This window comes from Stenotrophomonas sp. 112478_Sma (assembly GCF_056479905.1).
This window is the reverse complement of the sequence record NZ_CM151072.1, coordinates 2,145,501-2,167,299: the sequence shown is the minus strand read 5'-3', so window position 1 is coordinate 2,167,299 and position 21,799 is coordinate 2,145,501. Positions and strand designations below refer to the sequence as shown.

At 58.8% G+C, this 21,799-nt stretch carries 17 protein-coding genes; 4 read left to right on the top strand and 13 right to left on the bottom strand.

The features are described from left to right. Positions 1-216: 216 nt before the first annotated feature. Genes ACZK08_RS10015 through ACZK08_RS10000 form a run of 4 tightly spaced genes read right to left on the bottom strand, consistent with a single transcriptional unit; the run spans position 217 to position 6,667 of the window. Positions 217-1,185: a hypothetical protein gene (locus ACZK08_RS10015; RefSeq protein WP_478433961.1), complete on the bottom strand. Its 969-nt coding sequence runs from the start codon at positions 1,183-1,185 to the stop codon at positions 217-219. Then, a complete protein-coding gene (locus ACZK08_RS10010) occupies positions 1,182-4,601 on the bottom strand; it encodes an SbcC/MukB-like Walker B domain-containing protein (RefSeq protein WP_158704768.1) in 3,420 nt (1,139 codons plus the stop codon). The genes ACZK08_RS10015 and ACZK08_RS10010 overlap by 4 nt, the downstream gene beginning before the upstream one ends. After that, a complete protein-coding gene (locus ACZK08_RS10005) occupies positions 4,588-5,244 on the bottom strand; it encodes a DUF4194 domain-containing protein (protein ID WP_017354467.1) in 657 nt (218 codons plus the stop codon). The genes ACZK08_RS10010 and ACZK08_RS10005 overlap by 14 nt, the downstream gene beginning before the upstream one ends. Before the next feature lies 1 nt (position 5,245). Next, on the bottom strand, positions 5,246-6,667 hold the full coding sequence (locus ACZK08_RS10000; protein WP_049400904.1) for a Wadjet anti-phage system protein JetA family protein: 1,422 nt from the start codon (positions 6,665-6,667) through the stop codon (positions 5,246-5,248). 118 nt (positions 6,668-6,785) lie between these two features. On the opposite strand from ACZK08_RS10000, the gene ACZK08_RS09995 reads away from it, so the two are divergent. From ACZK08_RS09995 to ACZK08_RS09980, 4 genes are all read left to right on the top strand, one after another. Continuing rightward, entirely contained in the window at positions 6,786-7,643 is an 858-nt protein-coding gene (locus tag ACZK08_RS09995) for a BrxR family helix-turn-helix transcriptional regulator (protein WP_146027645.1), read from the top strand. Positions 7,644-7,996: 353 nt separating this feature from the next. Further along, positions 7,997-9,562 carry a hypothetical protein gene (locus ACZK08_RS09990; protein WP_017354470.1) on the top strand — a complete coding sequence of 522 codons (1,566 nt, stop codon included), beginning with the start codon at positions 7,997-7,999 and terminating at the stop codon, positions 9,560-9,562. Between the two features lie 57 nt (positions 9,563-9,619). Continuing rightward, a complete protein-coding gene (locus tag ACZK08_RS09985; RefSeq protein ID WP_017354471.1) occupies positions 9,620-12,376 on the top strand; it encodes a caspase family protein in 2,757 nt (918 codons plus the stop codon). Between the two features lie 273 nt (positions 12,377-12,649). Beyond that, complete coding sequence (locus ACZK08_RS09980; protein ID WP_017354472.1) at positions 12,650-13,135, top strand: hypothetical protein; 486 nt, start codon at positions 12,650-12,652, stop codon at positions 13,133-13,135. 144 nt (positions 13,136-13,279) lie between these two features. On the opposite strand, the gene ACZK08_RS09975 is transcribed toward ACZK08_RS09980, so the two are convergent. The 9 genes from ACZK08_RS09975 to ACZK08_RS09935 all read right to left on the bottom strand — a co-directional run bounded on the left by ACZK08_RS09975 (position 13,280) and on the right by ACZK08_RS09935 (position 21,680). Next, positions 13,280-13,894 (bottom strand): flavodoxin family protein, encoded by a 615-nt coding sequence (locus tag ACZK08_RS09975; RefSeq protein WP_157804745.1) that lies wholly within the window; start codon positions 13,892-13,894, stop codon positions 13,280-13,282. 108 nt (positions 13,895-14,002) lie between these two features. Further along, positions 14,003-15,043, bottom strand: coding sequence for a lipid A deacylase LpxR family protein (locus tag ACZK08_RS09970; RefSeq protein WP_017354473.1), 1,041 nt, complete (start codon positions 15,041-15,043; stop codon positions 14,003-14,005). A 543-nt stretch (positions 15,044-15,586) separates the two neighbouring features. Next, entirely contained in the window at positions 15,587-16,222 is a 636-nt protein-coding gene (locus ACZK08_RS09965) for a cation diffusion facilitator family transporter (protein WP_429001131.1), read from the bottom strand. A 205-nt stretch (positions 16,223-16,427) separates the two neighbouring features. Next, a complete protein-coding gene (gene gfa, locus ACZK08_RS09960; protein WP_005413334.1) occupies positions 16,428-17,003 on the bottom strand; it encodes an S-(hydroxymethyl)glutathione synthase in 576 nt (191 codons plus the stop codon). A 56-nt stretch (positions 17,004-17,059) separates the two neighbouring features. After that, positions 17,060-18,169: an S-(hydroxymethyl)glutathione dehydrogenase/class III alcohol dehydrogenase gene (locus tag ACZK08_RS09955; protein WP_005413335.1), complete on the bottom strand. Its 1,110-nt coding sequence runs from the start codon at positions 18,167-18,169 to the stop codon at positions 17,060-17,062. Positions 18,170-18,434: 265 nt separating this feature from the next. Next, positions 18,435-19,724 carry an NAD(P)/FAD-dependent oxidoreductase gene (locus ACZK08_RS09950; RefSeq protein WP_037590709.1) on the bottom strand — a complete coding sequence of 430 codons (1,290 nt, stop codon included), beginning with the start codon at positions 19,722-19,724 and terminating at the stop codon, positions 18,435-18,437. Between the two features lie 72 nt (positions 19,725-19,796). Next, on the bottom strand, positions 19,797-20,669 hold the full coding sequence (locus tag ACZK08_RS09945; protein ID WP_017354476.1) for a carbon-nitrogen hydrolase family protein: 873 nt from the start codon (positions 20,667-20,669) through the stop codon (positions 19,797-19,799). Then, positions 20,666-21,271 carry a GNAT family N-acetyltransferase gene (locus tag ACZK08_RS09940; RefSeq protein WP_017354477.1) on the bottom strand — a complete coding sequence of 202 codons (606 nt, stop codon included), beginning with the start codon at positions 21,269-21,271 and terminating at the stop codon, positions 20,666-20,668. The genes ACZK08_RS09945 and ACZK08_RS09940 overlap by 4 nt, the downstream gene beginning before the upstream one ends. A 1-nt stretch (position 21,272) precedes the next feature. Continuing rightward, positions 21,273-21,680, bottom strand: a complete 408-nt coding sequence (locus ACZK08_RS09935; protein WP_017354478.1) for a ketosteroid isomerase-related protein — start codon at positions 21,678-21,680, stop codon at positions 21,273-21,275. Between the last annotated feature and the right edge of the window lie 119 nt (positions 21,681-21,799).

The window sequence follows — 21,799 nt, the reverse complement described above, 5'->3', positions numbered from 1 at the left end:
GAACCTCCTGCTCCAGCGTCCCCGGATGCGTTTCCACATGAATGGCCAAGTCATTCCACCCGATGGATCGACAAGTTCGAGATATTGCGCTAGACACCGATTCAGCCGTTGGCTTGAGAGCGTAACCGAGACCAATGAGCTCCCTGGGATCCATCAACCACGGCTTCAGGGTGAACCCCGCCTCGGCGGCAGATCCTGCGATGACGGCGCCAATTCTCATCCCCCCTCATCCAAGTCGCCGAAATGAAACGCCTGAGTTGTCTGGCAAGGAAGTGATTTCAAGATCAGCATGTAGACCTGTCTCCAGGATGGGGACGGCATACCACCGGTATAGAGCAGCACGAGGCCGACTTGATCAGATGCAGCTTCAGCAAACTCATGGAATGTCTGTCGATTCTCTATGGTGAGAACACGCCAACTCAACACGGCTGGATTCGGCACGAATCCAGTGATGTGGGCAGGAGCGAAGCCGAGATATGGATGAACCACTCCCACCACCGTAGTCGACGTAACAACCGTAAGCGGACCTGAGATCAGTACGGGCAATGGTTCCTTGTGCAGGCCTATGGCCGAGAAGACCTCGCTACTATCAAGTCCAGATGGTGCAATAGAGTTGAACCAAAGCAAATCGATCCATTTCACGATGCCCTCCACTCGCTTGCTGTCACCAAACATCATGGCCGAAACCCGGCGCAACAGTTCGTCCCTGACGACACCTCGCCTTGCTGAAATGAGTCTGATTGCATCCAGTATTTGCGCTACAGAAGCATCGGTAGCCTCTTGCCCGCGAACCTTATGGCCCAGCGACCAGCGCTCAATGACCTCGGTCAGTACGGGGAAAAGGCCGGTGTGAGTGTCCAGCATGGAACGGGCCTCTGATACGGAATCACGACGAAGTCGTGCGCCCAAGAAGTTCGCCAGCTTTGCGAGGTTCAGTACGGCAACGCCCGCAACATCTAGAGGCGGCTGCACCATCACCTTGGCCTTGATTTCGATGGCTCCAGAGCGCTCAGCCAGTTCAAGTTCGGAACGAAACGCTCTTGCATCCTCGATGCTGCGCAGGCTGAAGAACTCTGGGCATGATGACTCCGTCAGCCTGAGAGCTATTCGCTCATCCTTGCCACGACTCACTGCATTCTGGGAGCGATTGAAAATTGACGTAAGGAAGGCCCGGGCTATAGTCATGCAACGACCCCTTCCCCATGGGGCATTCGACTTGCTTCAACACGCTTGAGCTCCTCCTCGAAAAGCTCGGGATGCTTGCGCCAGTTATCGGAATCCAGAATTACATGACCATCGTCATCAATGCGTACGTGTTTGATGGAGATAAGATCGTCGTCACGGTACATCTCGATGTAGGTATCCACCGATTCGTTGATCTTACCCAAGGCATCGTCCGGTGCCGCGACGATGGGCTGAAGGCCCAATGCCTTCAGGTACTCAAAGACGGCACGGGTATTCACTGAGTCAATCTTGTCACCCAACTCATCGAAAATTATCAGCGACATGCCGCCTTGATCACCGCGCAACTTTCCCAATGCGCGCGCCATCGACGCTGCAGCAACGATGAAAAGAGGCGCGCGGTGCTCGCCCCCGGAACCCTTGTCCATGCGCTTTGAGAAGTCGGTCACCGTCACACCATTGCTGCGAACGTCAATCTCGAAGTTGAAGAAATTGCGATAGTCCTCCAGAAGCCTGTTGGCCTCTGCATCCTTTCCCTCAAGCATCGCCCTGAACTCAGGAGGAGCATCCACCTGTCCAGAGAAGATATCCCCCTCCGGTCCCGCACCAGCCACCTTCAGTATGAATTTGTACAGCGACTCATGATCTTTATTGAGATTGGTGACGAAGTGATACTTCTCGTTGTTCGAGAATGGCGGCAAGCGCTCCATCGTACTGTTCAGCTCATTGAGCGTGCTGCGCATGCTGGCGAAGTGGTCGCTCAGGCGGGCGGCGATCTGCACCTTGAACGTTTGCTCTGCCGCTTCTGCAGCTTCCGCGGAAAGCACTTGGTAGTGATGGAGCTCGGATTCCTCTAGCCGTTGCTTCTCCTGAGCCATCGTCTCGCACATGGCACCCAAGTCGCCCACCGCGATATCCATCTGCGGATCGAATTGGTTTGCGTATGTAGACATGTCACTTGCCAAGGCCTGCACCTGGGAAGACAGCTGATTGCCACTTCTAACCGTAGCGTCACTAATCTTCGCCACAATCGTATGCAGCGATAGGCCGGAACCATCAAACTCATCGCGTTTTGTTTCGAACCACTCATCACCCACGTATTCATTGCGGCGACTGAGAGCCGCCTTTGAGCAGATTCCGTTGGTTCTATCCGCAAGCTCGTCTAGCCGTCTCTGTGCTTGCCGGAAAGCCTCACCATGAGTTCCGACGTCTCTGCTGCTTTCTTCCAGCTTCGACTGTGCTGCCAGGGCAGCTCGCCTTGCCTCTGTGATGAGCAGCTGACGAGCAAGGAGATCAGGTGCGCTTGCGATCTCTTGCATCGCCGCCTTTGCATCAAGCGCGGATTGCTCCTGAATGTGCGAGTTCAGCCATCTTTCAATGTCCTGGATACGTCCTTCAAGTCCCACCAACTTCTCAAGGGCTTCAACCAACTGGCGCGACCGGTTCGCCTCCTGCTCGCATTCGGCTGCGTTCTGCCCCAAAGTGCTGCGCTGCTGCCGAAGCACCGCCAGGCGATGGCTCGCATCTTGGCGTCCCAACACCAGTTCCGTTGCAGACAAGGGGCGTCGACGGCCGAAATCAGCACGTCCAGCCTGCTCGCCAGTACGGGTGAAGCCCTCTGGGCTATCCGTGGTGACGCGCTCCAATCGCTCCAGCCGGCCGAGTCGAAGACGGATATAGTCCACCGCCACTTGATTGTCACCCGCGATCAGGTGCGCGAGACCCATTGGCGGAACCACACCCATATCCGCCTTCGACTTCACCGGGTTCACCAACAGTACTGAATCCGGCTTTGTATCCCACGGAATCTTGTTGAAAACGGACAAGGCATCCTCAAACTTGCCGCTACGGACAACCAGGGCAGTGCGCGAACGACCAAGGAATCCCTCGATTACGGGTGCCCAGTCGGCATCTGTGACTGTAACCAAATCGCAGACGGGCGTGCACAGAAGTCCTTTGTCTCCAAGTATGTTCACAACTGCTTGGACGGCCGGCGGGAGTTCCGCTTTGCCTTCCTGGATGCGTTTGATCTGCTCGTTAGCGATCCTAAGTTCATTTCCAAGCTTGGACAGCCTCTGCTCGTCATGGTCTAGCTGACGCCGTGCCGACTGGATGATCGGAGCAACCCGCATGCTGGACTCGCGCAATGCTGCCGAGGCCTGCGAAACGTCAAGCACAAGCGCATCGGATACGGATGTACTGGAAACCGCATCAAGAAGCTCAACCCACGGCATCGCCAGATGCTGCCAGCCTCCGAGATCGGGTTTCACGCGGTTGGCCTTCTCGAAGCCCGCCACCACCTCGCGAATGGCCTGGGCCACGTTGGTTTTGATAGGTCTAAGTGATCTCTCTCGTTCGCTGGCCAGGTCACGGGCGGCACTGATCGCCGGATCTGCTGCTGATTGAAGCTCTAGTTCGATGTACACGCCGTTGAGTCGATCATGCTCCGCCTTGGCGCTGTCGACTGCATTCTGCGCTGCCTGATGCCTGTCCCGCGCTTCATGCAGCGTAGTTTGTGCCGCATCAACAGCATCCATGTGTTGTTCACGCTCATAGTCATCCAACAGCGCCCTATAGGTCGCTGCGTGCATCCGAGTCTGAGTAGCCTTATGACCGGCTGCGATCAAGCTTTTGACGTTCTCAAGCCTGTCCAGTGTTTCCAGAACCTTGGCTTGAAGCGAGCGCAGATTGTCGAGCTGGGAGCGGAAGTTCTTGAGCTCGATAGGATAGGCATCGACAATGTAATTTCGAACAAAGCTGCTGGTGTCAGGAACTTTCTGCAGATTAAGCGCATTCTTCATCGCTCGCCGAAAAGCTCTCGGGTCGATGCTGCCCCCTCCTTTGGGGCGCAAGGCGAACAACATTGCTTCAACCTGCTTCTCCGCCGACGGAGGCACTGCGAGCCTACCATTCACGCGACTGACTGCGTCCTCCATCAGCTTATTGAACGTTCCCCAGGCCAACGGCAAAAGTTCCGCCTCGGCGTTCGCTTCAAGATGATCATCTAACGCGAGCGCAACCCCTTGGACCACATAGCGCCCGTAGACGTGCAGCTTTGGGTCGCCCACTGACGCGCCCAGGGCCAGGCCAACCGAAACCGGCGGCAATTCGCCCTCAGTGTCGCGAAACACCATGGTCAAATAGGACGTCGCATTCTCACGAATATGCTCGTCACCGCGATAGTAGCCGAGGCAGTATTCGCGCACTGAACGCCCTCGAGTGCCTGATACCCCCCCTGACTGCGCATTGAGATCGATTTGATTCTGATCCCCTCCGTACAAGACGATCTGCATCGCATCCAGAATCGCAGATTTTCCAGATCCGTTAGGCGCCACAATGCCTGTTGCAGGGCTAAAGCTCAGGGTTTCGGCACGGAATAGGAAAAACTGTACCAAGTGAAATTTCTCAAGCAGATACATCGCCATCCTCCGTGACTTCATTCATTGCGTCGAAAGTAGCCGCATCCCCCTCACCTGCCACTTCCTTACGGAAGGATTCCAGATGGCTCAAGTATTCCTTCCGCAGCAGATCTCCGATCGCGGGATGGATGCGAACCTTCGCGAGCTGATTCCGTACATCGTCCTTGTCCTCAAAGGCAGCAATCCCCCAGCGCTTGAACTTGGTCATCAAAGAGCGGAAGTCCCCAGGCGAGGGAAAGTCCCTGCCCGTTTCCTTCTCGTAGTGCTCTTGCAAGTCAGGCAAATCGACGAAAGTTTCGCCATTTGGCTCTTCGCGCCCCTCGAAACGGACGCGATGATGAACGCCGGCGAGCACCAACAGCAGCAGGGTTTCGTCCTTGCTGGCTCGCTGTTGGGTCAGTACGTGCACGGGCCGCGCCACGATGTACTGGTAGTTGGTGTCGTGCAACAGCTCGATGCCAAGGGGACGAACTGCCTGCTCAAAGTCATTGATATTTCGGCTGACAATGCCGTAATCCTTCCGGGTCGCCCGGTCAGAGGCGGACAAGACCTGATGGGTTACTAGCCGATAGGCCGCCTGCTCGTAGTCCTGCTCTTCGTACATAGTGTCGCGGCTAAGCGCCTTTTCCCAGTGGCGTGCCATGTCATTTCACCTTGGTGATGTAGAAGTCCGGCATGTCCAAATACGGCCCGGCAATTCGTTCATCACCGGCGCTTTGGAAGCGATATCCAGGTAGTCGCTTTGAAATTCCTTCATGGTGCTTCTTTCCGAGGCCTGTCATTGCTTCCTGTGCGTAGGTGGACAGCGTCTGCACCATTCGAAATTGCTTGATACCGGTGATGGGAAGCTGAGACGCCCGGATCTGCCTACCTCCTCCCATGACACCCTGCAAGTACACCCTCACCTCTGTTGGCATGGCGGTACGCGCATCACGCGCACGCCTGTGCAGGTTCATCCGCGCCTCCTGCTCGGCTGTCATCTGCCGCGGAGAATCCGCGGTCCTGGGAATGGGCGGACGGGCGATGCGTGGTTGAAACAGGAGTTCACCGGAAAGCAATGCTCCGGGCCCAACGGGCATGGAGGCGTCGAAGTTCTCCGCAGCATTGACTCCGGCGATAGCCTTTTTGATCCGTCTCTCGAGCTGGCCCGGCGCGCGAAGCTGGTACTCGATCATGGCCAGCATGCGACGCTCGATATGGCGCTGATCCTGGCCCAAGCGATCGAAGTAGTCTTGCAGACGATAGACATTGCTCAATCGCCTGATCGCCTTCTCATAGACAGCCTCAGCCGTGCCTTTATCACCTTTGTAGCGTCGCTCGGCCAACCACACGATGATCCGTTCCCGATGATCCCCGTAATGGATTTCCTGAGTTAGGCTCAACACCTGCGCCTTTCGTGCGAGGGGGTGATCGGCGCCAGCCAAGTCCGCATAGTCAGCCATGACGTGCTTGGAAATGTAGTCTTCAAACAACCGACGGATAGCCGCCCCGGGGGTCGCAGACTTGAATATCTCGCGCTGCAGGGTACGCACGTTCAGACTCATGGCGGCAATCCCGGACAGAAGCGCATGGGCGCTGTCGCCGGCGTTTACGAAGTCGTCACCGTAGACATTGCTTGCAGGATCAAGCACCCGACGTAATGTGTCTTCAATGGAACGCATCTTCGCGCCCACCATCGCCGGCGTGTCTTCTGTGAAGACCTGCAAGGTGGCAAGGAAACGGCTTACCACAGCAGTCATGGACAGAGTGCGCGTGAGTCCCACCTGCTCTTCTTCGAACCAGCCATTCTCCGTGAGATGGCTCAAGTACATGTTGGCGCGAATGTTGAGCGGAGTGAGCTGGCCTACCCCCTCTTCTGCCTGCCAAGCGTCATCGTGTTCGAGGTAGTTCTCGATGAACTGCGTCAACTGCCGCCGTTCCCAGCCGGTCGCCGGGGGAACCTCAGCCTCTGGCCCGAAGAATTCTTCGTACAGACCCAAGAGCAGCCGCCAGTAGTTCTCCCGATTTGCCGAGGCCAATGGGCGAAAGAGTTGCGATGGCAGTACCTCAAACAGAGAGCTGGACACTGTGCAACTCCACAGAAGTTGGGCTATCTACTTCACATTAGCATAAACGCTAACATATCATAAACGCTAACTTAGCATCAATGCTAAGCTGCGTGTCATCTGACCCCGGCCCAGCCCCATGCCCCGCCCCCGCCCCAATCCAAACAAAAGTCCGGAAACACTTCGAGCCATCGAAACGCTGCTCCTCTGGGAGGGGCAAGTCACCAATGAGCGAGTACGCCAAGTGTTTGATCTGCATATCACCACGGTAAGTCGATTGCTAACCCAATATGCTGAACTCAATGGAGGCGGCCTTGAGTACCGAAGCCATGTGCGCGGATACGTGGCGATGTCTGGCTTCAGACCCCTCCTAACCGAAGGGCTGATCGAAGAGTACCTTGCGTTTGAGCGCCCCCAGGAAGCTACAGGCTTTATCGAGAGCTCCCAGCTTATCCTCGGCGGCGTTGAACGACGCCACTTCGCACTGCTTAATCGTGCCTGCAGAGAGGGCAAGGGGCTCGTTGGCGAGCACCGGTCCATGCGCAACCCAGCACCTCGCACCAAACGACTGTTCCCTCATGCGCTGGTGCAGGCAGGCAGGCGCTGGCATGTTCGCGCATTTGTCATCGCCGAGGACGAGGCGGAAGCCGGACGCTTCCTGGACCTGTCTATAAATCGGCTGAGCGGCTTGAAACAGCTGGCTGATCCTCGGCCAGAGCGGGCCGAGCCTAGCCAGGACGCCGCCTGGCAGACACAGGTAGAGCTGTCGATCGTCCCCCATCCGCATCTGACACCAGATCAGAAGGATATGGTGCGTATCGAGTATTTCGGAGGTAAGGCAGCCTACAGGTTAAGAACCCGTGCCGCACTACTCCAATACCGACTACATGAACTGCGCTGCGCCACCGATGCAGAGAAGGAGCCGCCGAACGAATTTCACCTCTGCGTCGACGATCCAACCGCGATCCAACCGTGGCTATTTGGCGAGCTGAATTAGCGGATGGCATGATCGTAGCCAAACTTGAGGCCCGGCACGGATACCGCGCTACCCCTGCCTGGGTAGCTACCCTACATAGGAACCGTATCAGATGGACGCCATTGGCATTCAAAGCCAATTCTCCGTCTGTACCTCAATGATCAGGTCGATGAGCCGTGCCCTCGTGTCCCTATCGATCGAGCGCCAAATGCAAACTACCGCCCCAGCTGCGGCATGGTCCGGGGCATTCAACTCTAGCCCTTCGCTTACTCGGCATTGAGGTGACCAATCCCTACCTAGGCGATTACTGATTGCCCACTTCATAAACTCATGGCACTCTGGGTTGGCATCATTCTGGTCACAGGGGGCCAGGTATGGGCAGTCTGCATCAAATCCACAGTCGCAACGGCCGTATCGGTGCCGGAACCGATACGAAGCCAGAGGATATCGACGCTATCGTCACGGCGCTTCGTAAGGACGGGCGTGGTCATTTGCTGCTTTACTTTCACGGGGGCCTGGTCGACAAGGCCGCGGGTATCGGTATTGCCCAGCGACTTGAGGGGCGCTTTTCTCAATCGGCCTATCCGGTTTTTTCCGTGTGGGAGTCGGGTTTCGTTGAAACGATCCGCAACAACCTGCGCGAGCTGCCGGATGAGCCGGTATTCAAGAATCTGGTGCGCAAGGCGCTAGAGTACGCGCTCCGCCGCTTGGGAGGTAGCAACGGCGCCCGGACCATCACGCCGGGCAACGTCGATGCAGGGAAGGTCCGCCAGGCAGTTGATACATATTGGAGCGATCCCAGTCGCAATCACGTGCCCTACCGTGATTTCAAACCTGTAGTGGGGCCCTCAGGTGCGCGTGCGGCGAGTGCGCTGATCGACGACGCCGAGATCGAAGCCGACTTGCAAACCGACAGCGAGTTTGTGGTCGCCATGCAAACCCTGCCAACCGCGTTAGACGAAGCACGCGATGCATTCATCGGGGGCGGAGCGAGCGTTCGAGATACCCCGTTCTCGCAGGCGGTATCAACGCAGGTCGCCGGGGTCGAGGGAGGCCGCGGGTTGATCGTCTGGTTCAAAGTTTCCCTTCTGGTGAAGCGCATCCTGCAGGGTGTTCTGCGTCGGTACGCGGATCAACGCGATCACGGCCTGTATGCAACGGTCGTAGAGGAAGTGTTGCGTGGTGTTCATTTTGGTGGCAGTGGACTCAATGAATGGGGCAAGGCACTCCAGTGGAACCGCATGAAGCAGGACTCACTCGATGCGTTCGGCGACGGCTCCGACCTGTATGCCGGAACTGCGCTGCTGGAGCGGCTGCGTGCCGCCCATGCCTCTGAAGGGCTGCTATCGAGGATCACTCTAGTCGGCCACAGCACTGGCGCCGTCTACATCGCCAATTGGCTTGACAAGGCATCAGAGCTTCTGCCGGCCGAGATTGCATTCGACGTCGTGTTCCTGGCGCCCGCCATCACCTACGAGCGCTTTGCCGCCACGATCACCCAACATGGCGATCGCATCCGTCACTTCCGCTTGTTTGGCATGCGCGATGAATTCGAACGGGACGATCAGGTCGTCGGAGACGACTCTAAATTTCCCAATGGGCAGGACTGGAAGCGCTTCATCTATCCCAGCTCCCTCCTCTATCTGGTGTCGGGTGTCCTCGAATCGCGCCCAAATTCCGACGGAACGCTCGTCGACGAACCGGACATGCCGCTGCTGGGCATGGAACGCTTCTTCGCTTGGCACCACATCTACTCAGATAGCAAGTTTCCCGAAATAGGTGCAGTCCGCGCGTGGCTCGGAGCTGCACCGAACCGTACGATCTGGTCCAAGTCCCAAGGACAGACAGCAGGCTTGAACAGCACAAGCATTGATCACGGAGCTTTCGACGACGACGAAGATACGCTGCTCAGCGTTGAGAGCCTCCTCGGCGGATGGTGACATCTTCGAGAGCACGCCAAAGGTGCCCTTGTGTACGCAACAGGGAGAGATGTGGACATGCCGCGAGATGATCACTACGCGATCGTGCTGACAATTAACCGTTATCCCGGCCTGAGTGACCTCCATGGACCTGAGAACGATGGCGAAGAGTTCCGGCAATGGCTCCTCGATCCGGAGTACGGCGACCTGGACACCCGACGTATCCAAGTCATACGGTCGCAGGATTATGGCGTGGCAGCGACCCCGGACGACGCAAACCCGACCGAGAAGGAGCTCAAGAAGGCGCTTAATCTATGGCTGCGCACCCCGAACGGATGGCATGACCGCATTGGACAGCGCTTGTATCTGTTCTTCGCCGGACACGGGTTCACAGCCGGTTCGGCGATTCACGACCCGGCACTATTCTCGGCCGTCGCGCAAAACGGCGACACGGCGCATATCGCCGTCCTGCGTTATGCGTCGAAAATCGCCAACGCGGGTTTCTTTGATGAAATCATCCTGGTAACGGACTGCTGCCAGGACGTACTCAAGGCGAGCCAGGTGCTCGAGCCGACTTGGACCCCGCCGGACCGGCAACGAACGGCACACGTCCGATTGTTCCAGGCGTATGGAGCGCCGCGGGGACGTCAGTCCTTTGAGCGCAACATTGGCCCGGCCGGGCAGTCTCGCGGCCTGTTCACTAGCGTCCTACTGGACGCGCTGCGCAGCGCACCGCCTGACGCCGACGGATGGGTGACGGATCGCGCCGTCGCGGACTACTTCCAGGTGCTATGGGCCGATCGCTACGAACAGGAAACCGGATACACGCCACCACTGACTCCCGCAACGAAGCGGATTCGAATATATCAGCGCCCGGCGTCGGCGCCAGCTTCCGCGCTCCCACGCCGGGTTGCCGTCGACCTGAGCCGCATCATTGCTAAATTCGCGGCCATCGACCGGCAACCGGATCCTGACATCTCACCTTACCCACCCGCGCCGCCCACCGACATGACGCCAAATGGGCAGCTACGCAGTAGCCAGCTTCGCCAGCTCGAGCATCCCATCGTGGAGCTGACCCCGGGTCTGCATCTCGTCGTTACACCAGGGAATCTACCCGACGTCGCCTTCGAGGTTCCCTACCCGGTGCTGCCAGCTGCAGGCAACACCCCTCCCGTTGCTGCACCTATCGACATGCCCGCTTTGCGAACCGACGAGGTTGCAGCGCAGCCGGTGGTGTTGAGGACGGACAATCCCAACGCGCAGATCACGGTGCTCGATGCTAGCTACGCTCGTGTCAGCATCGGTACGGGAGTGGTCTCGCTGTCCTTAGCTCCGGGACTCTACAAAGCCCTGGTGCACGTCGGGGCCGAATCGGCGCAATCGCTGTTCGTTGTTGCGGATGCGCCCCTCGACCAGCGGTTGCCCGGGCCCGAATTTTCCGCGGCTGCGCCCGTCATCGGCACGTCAACCACGCACCAAAATCAGTCCCTTCATGCCGCTGAATACTCGATGATTCCGACGGAGCCAAGCCGCGATCTCAGCGAAATCGGTGAGGTCTTTGTCTTCGCGCGCGACTCCAGTTTCAGTCCCGACGGCTCTCTAAACCCCGCGCCACCGTGGCGGCAGTGGCACCTCAGTTCCCTTGTAGGGGCAACCTTGGAGGAGCGCCTCATCCACAGTGGTACGGACGACAGGCTCGGCTACGCCTACCTCAAATTAGCAGCAACAGCTGGCAGCCTCGCACTGCGAACGGCCAGCCCTTGGGACGAGTCGAATGAAGACGGACTGGTCGTCCCGGTGATTAAGGGGTGGCGTACCGAGATCTACCTTGACTGTACCTCAGCTCCGCCAACCCCTCCGATGGTGGACACTCAGGGCGCACGAATGCTCGACTTGGCGACTGCCTCCATCCATCTGGTCCGGATGGGAAGTGCGTCACTGCTGTTCGATCCGATCGGGCTTGCGACGGAGGCGGCGCGAGCGCAGCTTACAGTCGGCCGGGAGGTGGCGGTGCCATCAACCGAGCAAGCAATGGCCAGCCCGATGTGGGCCTTGTACGCGGCCCTCGCTGCCTTCCAGCGGGGCGGGCAGCACATCGATACCGTTGGACAATGCGTTGCAGCCGTTCCTAAGGAAATCAGGGAGGGTCTATCCGATTTTGCGGTGCTCGCGCAATGGCTAGGCCTATCGAACGTGGCCCATCCGCTCCGTAACCCACCCGCGCTGGCGGCCTCATGGAGCCTTGCCTCAAAGCTGGAGGCGCGAGGCGGACTGGCCTCCGAACTGTTCGAGGAGATCGGCCAATGGCGGTCCGGTGGGAGTCTATGGACTCTCTGGCAGCGTTCAGTTGATGACCGCTGGTTGTTGCGAAATCGGCTTTCTGACCAGGCTATGGGCACTCTGAAGGGTAATGCACAGGGGATTGACGACGCGGCAACCCCGCAAGTGCTCGCCCCCGCCTGGTCACTGGACACCTGGGTTCCGGTCGAAGACGGCCTGAGGTGTCCTAATCCCACCCATAGCCCCTTCCAGCAAGCACTCCGTCGGCGTCTTCTGGATGCGCTGGCTGAGCGCCACACCGATGCCGACAGCGGCGCCTTCACCACTGTGTCGCTGCCACCCGAGTCCGATGTCTTCGCCTTGGCAGCGGAGCTCATGCTGTCGCCGATATACGCCATGGCCGCCTATAGCAAGCTGTATGCGGAAGCCCGCCGCCAATCCGACCTGGGCCCTCTCATCGAGTGGGTAACGGTGAACGGAGATGAACCCGACCCAGACTCGACAGCCACCAAGTCGAAGCGCAGCACTCACCTGCAATCAATGGACGACTACTGAGAGGCGAATCGTAAGCGCGGCCTTCACGCGAACCCCATCCAAGTATTCTTAGCGGTGTCTAGGCAAAGTTGTCCCAAGTCACTGCCGACCTGCGTTGCCAGCCCGAAGCGGTTATAGGTCAAGAATCTAGATGAGGTGCGACGCCCGGCCTACAGGATGACATCCTCCCGCGTGTTAGGCGGCTCTCAAGTAGCGCCATTTCTTGGTGGTCCTTGTGCCTTCGCTGTGGCAGTTTGCGATTCGGACCTCACACTACTCACATAGAATGCTGAAATGCCGGTAAGCGCCAATCTCGCCTACGACCTTCTCAAGACCGTGAGCAAACTGGAATTCCAGCTCCGACGGCACGGGGACTTCTTCCGGAAAGACCGGACGGGGCAACCGACGTCCGACGTGGCTTGGCGCAAGGTGCAAGAGCGCGTCCGAAAGTTGGGCGACGATTTCGCGTCAGAGGTTCCTGAGTCGGCGCGTGCGCGCCTTCTCTGTCAACGCGATGAGCGCCCCATGAAGCAGATGATTATTGAAGAGAACGGGAACTTGGTGGCCCGCTTTTGCCCCTGCCCATTGGATGCCGAATCGGATGCGGTCGCGCTGGTGGAAGCCATGCGGCAAGTCCGCAACAACCTCTTCCATGGTGGCAAAGAAGATTCGGAAGTGGATCCGTACGAAGAAGACAACGATTGGGTCTACGCCGCGACGCAGGTTGCGATTGCTCTCCAGCATGCGTTGTCTAACGGACGGCTCGACAATCGCGAATGAAACCACCTCACGAAACTCTCGGGACGGCCCTAGGCCGTTGACGAGCGTGCAGCAAGGGGCGACGCGGCGATTGGCATAGCGCTAGCTAAGGCGAGGGGTGCCGACTAAACGCAGCATTGGCCGGGGGCATTCATGGTAGGTCGGTCACATCAGATCCGTAATTCTGAGATCATCTGGGTCCGATCTTCTGAACCAGGCACGCTTGCGCGCCAAAGGCCGATGCTCGAATGATCGCGCACCTCGTCGAACTATCTCTCGCCCAAGGAGCTCAATAGCTGACTGCTTCCATGATCCTCTGGATGTAGTGACTAGTACGACCTTTTTCCCAGGGAACATGTTGCTCCTAACAAACTCCCAAGCCGGCGGCGCTGGGCAACCACGCCAGATGGGTGTTCCCAAATAGATAGCGTCATAGGGAGCTAGATCCATCCACGCGGGATTTATCCACGCGTCATCAAGACCCCCATCAGCCATAGCATTCACCCACCCGGCCAAGCCCAATGAGTAGTCAAATGCTTCGACAGCACGCAGATCGGCGTGTAACTGGTTCGCCAGATAACTAGAGGCTAAGGCGGTGTGCCCAGAGCGAGAGTAGTAGACCACCAGGGCATCGGGTAAAGGAGATCTCGATGGGGCCGGCGCCTTTAGCTTCTGAAGTTTCTCCAGCCTTCGTCGCGCTGCCCACACGACACAGCAATCAATCACCTTGATCCCAGCGGCAAGCGCGACGATGACTACGACGAGCTTGGTGATTAGCATCATTCAGTACTCTCCATCATGCACTCCCGCGTTACTTCTGTAGTCGCTCTGCGAGGTACTGCACTCAAGGACATTGCATGGTCGAACACCCGCGATCGTCGCCACCTACTATAGCGAGCGGCTAATAGTGAAGCTTCCGAACACCGGCGACTGGCGCTGGCCATAGAACTCCCGGGTGCTGTGGTAACGCGCCATTGCGAATCTCCAGCGCCCGCGCATCACCGCGATGCCGTAGCCGCCTTGGGCGACCACGTGGCGCTTGTCCACGCTGTGGCTGTTGCGGAAGGTATTGCCGTCCAGAGTGATGTCGCGGATTACCCATGCCGCGTCGGTGGTCGCAAACAAGTGCCAGGACCAGCCGCTGAGGCGGCCACCACGGGTCGGCGCGGTGTTCTCGCCGGCCGGGCGCAGCGGCGTGCTGCCGAAGTCGTCGGGCAGCTTCCAGCCGAAGCGCACTTCGCCACCGGCGTTGGCCTTGGTTTCCAGGTTGCCGATCGCACCGCCATAGTGACTGATCGCATCCCAGCCCCAGCCGCCGGCATTGACACTGGCATCGGCCGGCCAGCGGCGCATGCGCTCGTGGGTCAGCATGAACACCGGCTCGTTGTGCAGCTGGTTGTCCCAACCCTTGAACTTCTCGTCCCCTAGCGCGTCGTGCACGGCGTTCTGCACCTGCCTGCCCTGGGCCCAGGGCCCGACCACGCCCACGGCCAGCTGGGTGGTCTGCAGGCGGTCGCCGCTGCGTGCGTTGAAGCCGAAGCTGGCCAGCAGCACGCCGGCATACGGCCGGTCATCCTCGATCAGGTCGCGGCGGGTCGGGTCGGTGGGGGTGAAGATGGCCTGGCCGATGCTGAAGATCATGTTCTGCTGCTCGAACCTGCCGGGGTGCAGGCCTTCCAGGTACTGGTTCACCCAGCGCGCCATGCGCGGCAGGCACGGGTCGGCGGTGTAGTCGACCAGGTTCGGCGAGACCAGGGTCAGCTGCGCGCCGTTGGTATAGCCCTGGTCTTGGTGGCGGCCACCGAACAGGTCGTTGTCGACGCGGAAGCTGATCTGCGGCGGGTGATCGCGCATCGCGTCCGGGCCACATTGTTCGGCCGCCTGGGCCACCGGGGCTCGGGCAGCGGCCAGGAACACGAGTGCCGCCATCACAGACAACCGACTAAGCGCCAGTCTTTTCATGGGCTTGCTGCCATTTGACTCAATGTGAGGTTCAATTGAAGATCTAATGCGCTGTCGCAGTAGACCCGGAGGAAGGGGTTTGAGCCATACACCAGGCCATCAGCCGGCCGCACGCCAATTGCTTTCAAAGGCGGCGCATCCCTGCAGCAGTATCTAGCGCTCTTGGGCTCGCCAAGACGTTCGCCTGAGCAAGAGATCGTCCAGGCCCTCCCCTAGTGCCGCAACAGCCGGCGCCCCAGGTACTGACCTAGACTGAAGGGCACGTCACCTCGCTGCGAAGCAACGTCAGCCGCTCAAGATGGACGTTTCAGAATCACAGTCAGTTTGTTGATCTCTGACTGAGAGAATGGCCACCCCGCCAGCAACTCCGCATCATGTGAGGTGGGGCATATGCGCTCAGCGGGCTCGCCAGATGCGTCCAGGAATGACTCCGGTCGCAGCGAGTTTTGTGGAAGGCTCCCAATCGCAGGGCTAGCCTCCGTGCTGAGCACGGAGGCACCACCGCACTAGCTACTTACGCCGACCTATCCACGCCGAAATGGAGCTACGAAGCAATCTAATGGCCCAGACTGCGACAACCGACGCTCCGATGAGGCCTGTGACTGAGTCCAGCCACGTCACGTCCCAGATCATCCCCACGACAAGTGCAGTAATTGCGAGTGCCGTTACAGCGGTGTCCGTAGCGACGTGAAGATAGGCCGCACGAAGATTGGGACTCCTGCGCGCATCGGCCCCCTTCTCGTCAGCATGGCGCTCATGCGGAACGTGGCAGTGATCAACCGCAGCACCTTCGCGATGGTAGGCAGAATGTAGCCACCGCGCTGAGAATATATTTGTAATCAAACCCGCAACGGCGATGGCAAGCGCTTCTGAGTACTGAACAGCCTCTGGCGCATGGAGACGCTCCGTCGATTCATAGGCCATCGAAGCGGCAATCCAAAGCATGATCATCGCGCTTACGCTCGCCGCGATGAGCTCAACCGCTAGCACCCGAGCCGCGCGCTCTGGGCGGCTCTGATTCCGCTCAGCGTACCAAGCGATAGAAAGTGCGAACAGGAGTACCAGCACGTGAGAGCTCATGTGCCAGCCATCTGCGAGAAGAGCCATCGAGTTGAAGGCCCATCCTCCAGCAATTTCGACGGACATCATGACCGCAGTGAGAGTCGCGGCCTTCGTAATTGCCCGTGCGTTGCCGGTGCTCTGTACGCCCTGCAGAGTCCGCTCGTGCATTGCGTTGGGGGGAAGCAAGGACATGGTCGAAGACTCCAGGCTCTGAGCGAAAATGTATACGCCGGTGGCGTACTGTCAGGAAGTACCGCCCCTTGCATGCAAGGGGCGGCATTTACACTGCTTAGGAGAGAACGCCGCTGAGTCGTGCAGCATGCGCGGACAGCGCATCCATGAGCGGCGGGTTCAACACGTCGTACGGCTCCAGGGACAGAGCCTTCAGGCGGCTACGGACGCCGTCCATCTGTTCCGGCCTTGCGCCGCCGCCTTCGATGATCGAAGACACGAATGCGGCGAAGCGCGGTTCTTCCCAGCCCTTCTGTTCGGACAGTTCAACGTGAATGAAGTCCAGGCCGTAGAAGGCATGGGACTTGTTCTCGATGCGGCCAAACATGTGGACACCGCAGTCCTTGCACGCGTGGCGCTGGATGGTCGCAGCCGGATCGACAATCGCCAGCTTGTCGGCATTCGCCGTGATCGAAACGGTATCGCGGGGAACGACACCGACCACGGAGAAGATGGCGCCTTCCGGCTTCCAGCACTTGGTGCAACCACAGGCATGGTTGTGGGCCACATTGCTTGCGACGGAGATCTCAACCGGCTTGTCAGAGCACAGGCACTTCAGCGTGCCGCCCTTGAAGCCGGCGGTTCCGGCAACGACGCCGGAATCGACCGAGGGATGGATAGTTTGGTGTTGCATGGACTTAAACTCCTATTGTTGGAAGTGCAGCACCGGTTGCCCGGTGCTGCGGTGCATCAGTAGTTGATGACAGTACGAATGGACTTGCCTTCGTGCATGAGTTCGAAGGCTTCGTTGATTGCTTCCAGGCCCATCGTATGGGTCACGAACGGAGCCAGATCGATCTCACCCCGCATGGCGTCTTCGACCATGCCAGGCAGCTGGCTACGGCCCTTCACACCACCGAAGGCGCTGCCAATCCAGCGACGACCGGTCACGAGCTGGAACGGACGGGTGGAGATCTCCTGACCAGCACCGGCCACACCGATGACAACGCTCTGGCCCCAGCCGCGGTGTGCACACTCCAGCGCCGAACGCATCACATTGACGTTGCCGATGCACTCGAAGCTGTGATCGACGCCCCAGCCGGTCATCTCAACGATGACTTCTTGAACCGGACGGTCGTAATCCTTCGGGTTCACGAATTCGGTTGCGCCGAACTGCTTGGCCAACTCGAACTTGGACGGGTTGGTGTCCACTGCGATGATGCGACCAGCCTTCGCCTGACGAGCACCCTGGATCACCGCCAGGCCGATGCCACCGAGGCCGAACACGGCCACGCTGTCACCTTCCTGCACCTTGGCCGTGTTGTGCACCGCACCAATGCCAGTGGTGACACCGCAACCGAGCAGGCAGACGTGCTCCGGATTCGCTTCCGGATTGATCTTGGCCAGAGAGACTTCGGCCACGACGGTGTACTCGCTGAAGGTCGAGCAGCCCATGTAGTGATACAGCGGCTGGCCGTTGTAGCTGAAGCGGCTGGTGCCATCAGGCATCACACCCTTACCCTGGGTGGCGCGTACGGCAACGCACAGGTTGGTCTTGCCGCTCTTGCAGAACAGACACTCACCGCATTCTGCGGTGTACAGCGGGATGACGTGATCGCCGGGCTTCACACTGGTCACGCCCTCGCCCACTTCGACAACGATGCCGGCGCCTTCATGGCCCAGCACCACCGGGAACAGGCCTTCAGGGTCATTGCCCGACAGGGTGAATGCGTCGGTATGGCAGACACCAGTGCTGGTGATCTTCACCAGTACTTCGCCCTTCTTCGGCGGAGCAACATCGATTTCGACGATCTCGAGCGGTTGACCGGGACCGAATGCAACGGCTGCACGGGATTTCATGTGAGTTCTCCTTGGGTGTAACGAGATAAGTGCGACAACGGTCTTTGGGGCGAGCTTGATCAGTGGTACATCGGGCGCGCCGCCCCTGGCGCCGGCTCTAGAACGCGTTTCAATCAGGTCGAATGCGCCTACAGCATTCTTCTTGGCGAGCTGTTGGGACCAAGTATTGGACTTCGATGGATTGCTGTATATGGAACAGATTGGATTTCATAATTCCTTGCGTTGGAATTGTTGACTCGCAGCTCCGCCCCTCAGCTCGCCCGCATCAATGCAACTTGAGGCGAGGCTCCGTACTCCGTCCCAATGCGTCTGCCAGCATGCGCGCAACCACCCGGCGTGTACCGAACAGGCTCCTCTGGTGCATGCGATACAGTGAGATGTAGAACATCCTGGCCAGCCAGCCCTCGACCTTGAATGACCCCATGAGGTTACCCATCAGCGTGCCAACGGCGCCCTCCCTCGACAGGGACACCAGCGATCCATAGTCTCGATAGGTGAAGCTGGGCAGCGGGCGTCCCTCGATACGGCGGGTAATCGCCTGCGCAAGGAAGTGAGCCTGCTGATGAGCGGCCTGTGCCCTGGGGGGAACGTTTGTACCGCTGTGTCCATTCGGGCAGGCTGCACAATCCCCGAATGCGAAGATGTTCGGATCCTGCGTTGTCTGCAGCGTTTCAGATACCTCGAGCTGGTTGATGCGATTGGTCTTTAGGTTCCCGAGGGATGCAAGGAAGACGGGAGCACGGATGCCCGCCGCCCATACCTTCAGCCTCGCAGCAACCTTGATGCCATTGGCGAGTTGCAGGCCCTCTTCATCCACTAGGGTCACAGCCGAGCCACACATGACACGAACGCCTTCATGTACAAGTCGCTCGGCGACCGGCAGGCTCACGCGCTCTGGCAGAGCTGGCAGCACTCGCGGACCAGCCTCGATAAGCGTGATTTTCAGATTCTCGGGAGAGATCTTGTCCAGCCCATAAGCGCTAAATTGCCTTGCAGCATCACGCAGCTCGGCCGCCAGCTCGACACCGGTGGCGCCGGCGCCGACGATCGCAACCTCCAGTGTTTCTGACTTGCCGCGCGCTTGCGCGCCCATGTACTCGCTCAGCAGCCGCTTCTGGAAAGCAATGGCGGCATCGGGATCGTCCAGGAACAGGCAATGATCCGCTGCACCGGGAGTTCCAAAGTCGTTCGTTCCGCTACCCACGCTGATCACCAGGGTGTCGTAGGAGATCGAGCGACGGGGCGCAATAACGTTGCCCTCCTCATCGTACAGTGGGGCAAGCTCGATCTTTCTGGACTTCTGATCCAAACCCGTCATCCGCCCCAACTGAAACTGGAAGTGATTCCAGCTAGCCTGGGCGAGATAGTTGAGCTCACTTTCTGCGGCATCCAACGCGCCTGAGGCAACCTCGTGAAGAAGTGGCTTCCACAGATGCGTCATCCGAGCATCGACAAGAGTGACTTTTGCTCGCCCTGAGCGCCCGAGCTTCCGGCCCAGCTGCGTAGCCAGCTCCAGCCCTCCGGCCCCACCACCAACAATGACAATACGATGCATTTTGATTCCCCAGGTATTTGAGTTGCCAGCGACGCCCACGAGCACTTCATGGCCCAGGCATCTAGACGTTGGTTAGTTCAGGACCTCAACGGAATGGAAGCGGAGCTGACCATCCCAATCCTTGTCGACGGCTACCTGCGCTCGTGCACGGCTTGCTTCGAGCGCTGCGAAGTCAATGTCAGCAATCGCCCACTCCTGATCGTCGGAGGTCGCTGCGAGCACGCCGTCACTGGGGAAGCCATGGTCCATCGGTGAGAGGATCATTGCCTCACCGGTGTTGACATCAAGCGCTTCACTCCAGTCGGCGACGCCAGCGGTGACCGCCTTTGCCACGAACATCCGATTCTCAAGCGCTCGCGCTCGGCACCCAACATCGACACGGGTGGCACCGGCGTCGGTGTCGGTGCAACTTGGCACCAACAGCAAGCGCACCCCTGCCTCCTGCTGGAGGCGAACAGGAAGCGGAAATTCGCTGTCATAGCAAACCGCAATCCCGACACGCTTTCCGTCCTGCTCAAACGCCGCGATGCGATCGCCAGGCTCGATGACAACTGCCTGCTTCTCGAAGCCAGTAAGCTGAAGCTTGTCCTGCCATCCGCTGCGACCATCAGCTGTGAACCACCAGGCACGGTTGCGATACATCCCATGGGATGTTGCGGTGAGGAACGTTCCTGCCTGGATGGTCATTCCCAGTTCGACAGCCAAGGTGCTATAGAGCTCACACCATGCGCTCTGATAGATCTGGAGCGACTCCAGGGTGGACCTCAGGCTAAGCTGAAGAGCTTCTGGAAGAGTCGAACCCAGTTCCAGCGACAGGTATTCCGGAAGTACTGCAAGCTCAACTCCTTGTTCCCGTGCGTCATTCAGAATTCGGCGCTGGCGCGCAGCGAACTCGGCAAAGGTCTTCGGACGACCGATCACGTACTTAGCTGCTGCAATCTTCATGTAACGTCCTCCAAGGAACGGAGCCAAAGTGAAAGTGTCTGCTCGGTTTCGTGCGTGGCCCCATGCTGCCGCCAAGGAAGAGCGACCTTCATCGCGCTCTGTTGTGCATACCCACGGCGAGTCCAGAAGCCTTCATTGCTTCGATATCCAGGTGGCCTAAGCGGATCAGTCTCCGACCGAACCACCGACGCGAAAGAAGACCACTTGAAGCCCTTTCGTCGGGCTTGCTCCTCTCTTCGATCAAAGAAGACGTGGCCCAAGCCAGCTCCTCTGTACTCCGGCCTCAGTACGGACTCCCCGCAGTAGAAGACTTCTTCTGGCCGGGGACCGTGCTCCTGGAAGGGACGAATGAAAGCGGCATCGGCGCTCAACAAAGGAAGGCCAGTCGATGCACCTACAACGTCCCTTCCATCCCTGGCCAGGACAACGATGCCCCCGTCAGACGTCGCATAATTGCGGAGGTAGTGACGCTCATAGTCCATGTCTCCTTCGTACAGGTAGGGATAGCTACTGAATATCTCGATCCGCAACTGAGCGACGCGATCGAGCCAGTCCTCGATTTCGGTGCCGACCAGTACCTCTACTCGCACGTTGGTAGCCATTTCAGGGCGCCTTGTGGACCTGGGAAATCCAGTCCTCCAGGTTGTAGTAGTTGGTGACGCGCGCAATCTTTCCATCACGGATGTCAAAGAACGCGCCACCGGGAAGAACATAGATCTGCCCTGCCGCTGCAGGGAGACCTTCGTCCGTGTGGTGGTAGAGTCCGTGCACCACGTACTCCGCGCCGGCACGCGCACCATCGCTGCTGTACATCACCACGATGTCGTGAAGCTGCTCGCTGTAGCAGGAATCCATGCGGCTCAGGAACGCGCGGAATGCGTCGATCCCTACTTCGCGACTCCCCTGATTTAGATCGTGCACAACGTCATCAGTGAGCATCGAGAGCATCGCGTCGCGATCACCGCGGTTGAATGCCTGGTAGTACTCTTCGATGTAGTTGAACTTGCTCATCAGGTTCTCCGGTCAGGTGAGGGTGTGGAGGAATTCTGGAGACCTGAAGAATTGTTGTATATGGAATTGATAGGATTTCATAATTCCCTGAAATGGAATAATATGAGCCCAACGACCAT

What these genes read in the sequence shown, in the direction of transcription:
- ACZK08_RS10015 (WP_478433961.1), bottom strand. Translation starts at nt 1,185, where the DNA reads ATGACTATAGCCCGGGCCTTCCTTACGTCAATTTTCAATCGCTCCCAG.
- ACZK08_RS10010 (WP_158704768.1), bottom strand. Translation starts at nt 4,601, where the DNA reads ATGTATCTGCTTGAGAAATTTCACTTGGTACAGTTTTTCCTATTCCGT.
- ACZK08_RS10005 (WP_017354467.1), bottom strand. Translation starts at nt 5,244, where the DNA reads ATGGCACGCCACTGGGAAAAGGCGCTTAGCCGCGACACTATGTACGAA.
- ACZK08_RS09995 (WP_146027645.1), top strand. Translation starts at nt 6,786, where the DNA reads ATGCCCCGCCCCCGCCCCAATCCAAACAAAAGTCCGGAAACACTTCGA.
- ACZK08_RS09990 (WP_017354470.1), top strand. Translation starts at nt 7,997, where the DNA reads ATGGGCAGTCTGCATCAAATCCACAGTCGCAACGGCCGTATCGGTGCC.
- ACZK08_RS09985 (WP_017354471.1), top strand. Translation starts at nt 9,620, where the DNA reads ATGCCGCGAGATGATCACTACGCGATCGTGCTGACAATTAACCGTTAT.
- ACZK08_RS09980 (WP_017354472.1), top strand. Translation starts at nt 12,650, where the DNA reads ATGCCGGTAAGCGCCAATCTCGCCTACGACCTTCTCAAGACCGTGAGC.
- ACZK08_RS09975 (WP_157804745.1), bottom strand. Translation starts at nt 13,894, where the DNA reads ATGCTAATCACCAAGCTCGTCGTAGTCATCGTCGCGCTTGCCGCTGGG.
- ACZK08_RS09970 (WP_017354473.1), bottom strand. Translation starts at nt 15,043, where the DNA reads ATGGCGGCACTCGTGTTCCTGGCCGCTGCCCGAGCCCCGGTGGCCCAG.
- ACZK08_RS09965 (WP_429001131.1), bottom strand. Translation starts at nt 16,222, where the DNA reads ATGTCCGTCGAAATTGCTGGAGGATGGGCCTTCAACTCGATGGCTCTT.
- gfa (WP_005413334.1), bottom strand. Translation starts at nt 17,003, where the DNA reads ATGCAACACCAAACTATCCATCCCTCGGTCGATTCCGGCGTCGTTGCC.
- ACZK08_RS09955 (WP_005413335.1), bottom strand. Translation starts at nt 18,169, where the DNA reads ATGAAATCCCGTGCAGCCGTTGCATTCGGTCCCGGTCAACCGCTCGAG.
- ACZK08_RS09950 (WP_037590709.1), bottom strand. Translation starts at nt 19,724, where the DNA reads ATGCATCGTATTGTCATTGTTGGTGGTGGGGCCGGAGGGCTGGAGCTG.
- ACZK08_RS09945 (WP_017354476.1), bottom strand. Translation starts at nt 20,669, where the DNA reads ATGAAGATTGCAGCAGCTAAGTACGTGATCGGTCGTCCGAAGACCTTT.
- ACZK08_RS09940 (WP_017354477.1), bottom strand. Translation starts at nt 21,271, where the DNA reads ATGGCTACCAACGTGCGAGTAGAGGTACTGGTCGGCACCGAAATCGAG.
- ACZK08_RS09935 (WP_017354478.1), bottom strand. Translation starts at nt 21,680, where the DNA reads ATGAGCAAGTTCAACTACATCGAAGAGTACTACCAGGCATTCAACCGC.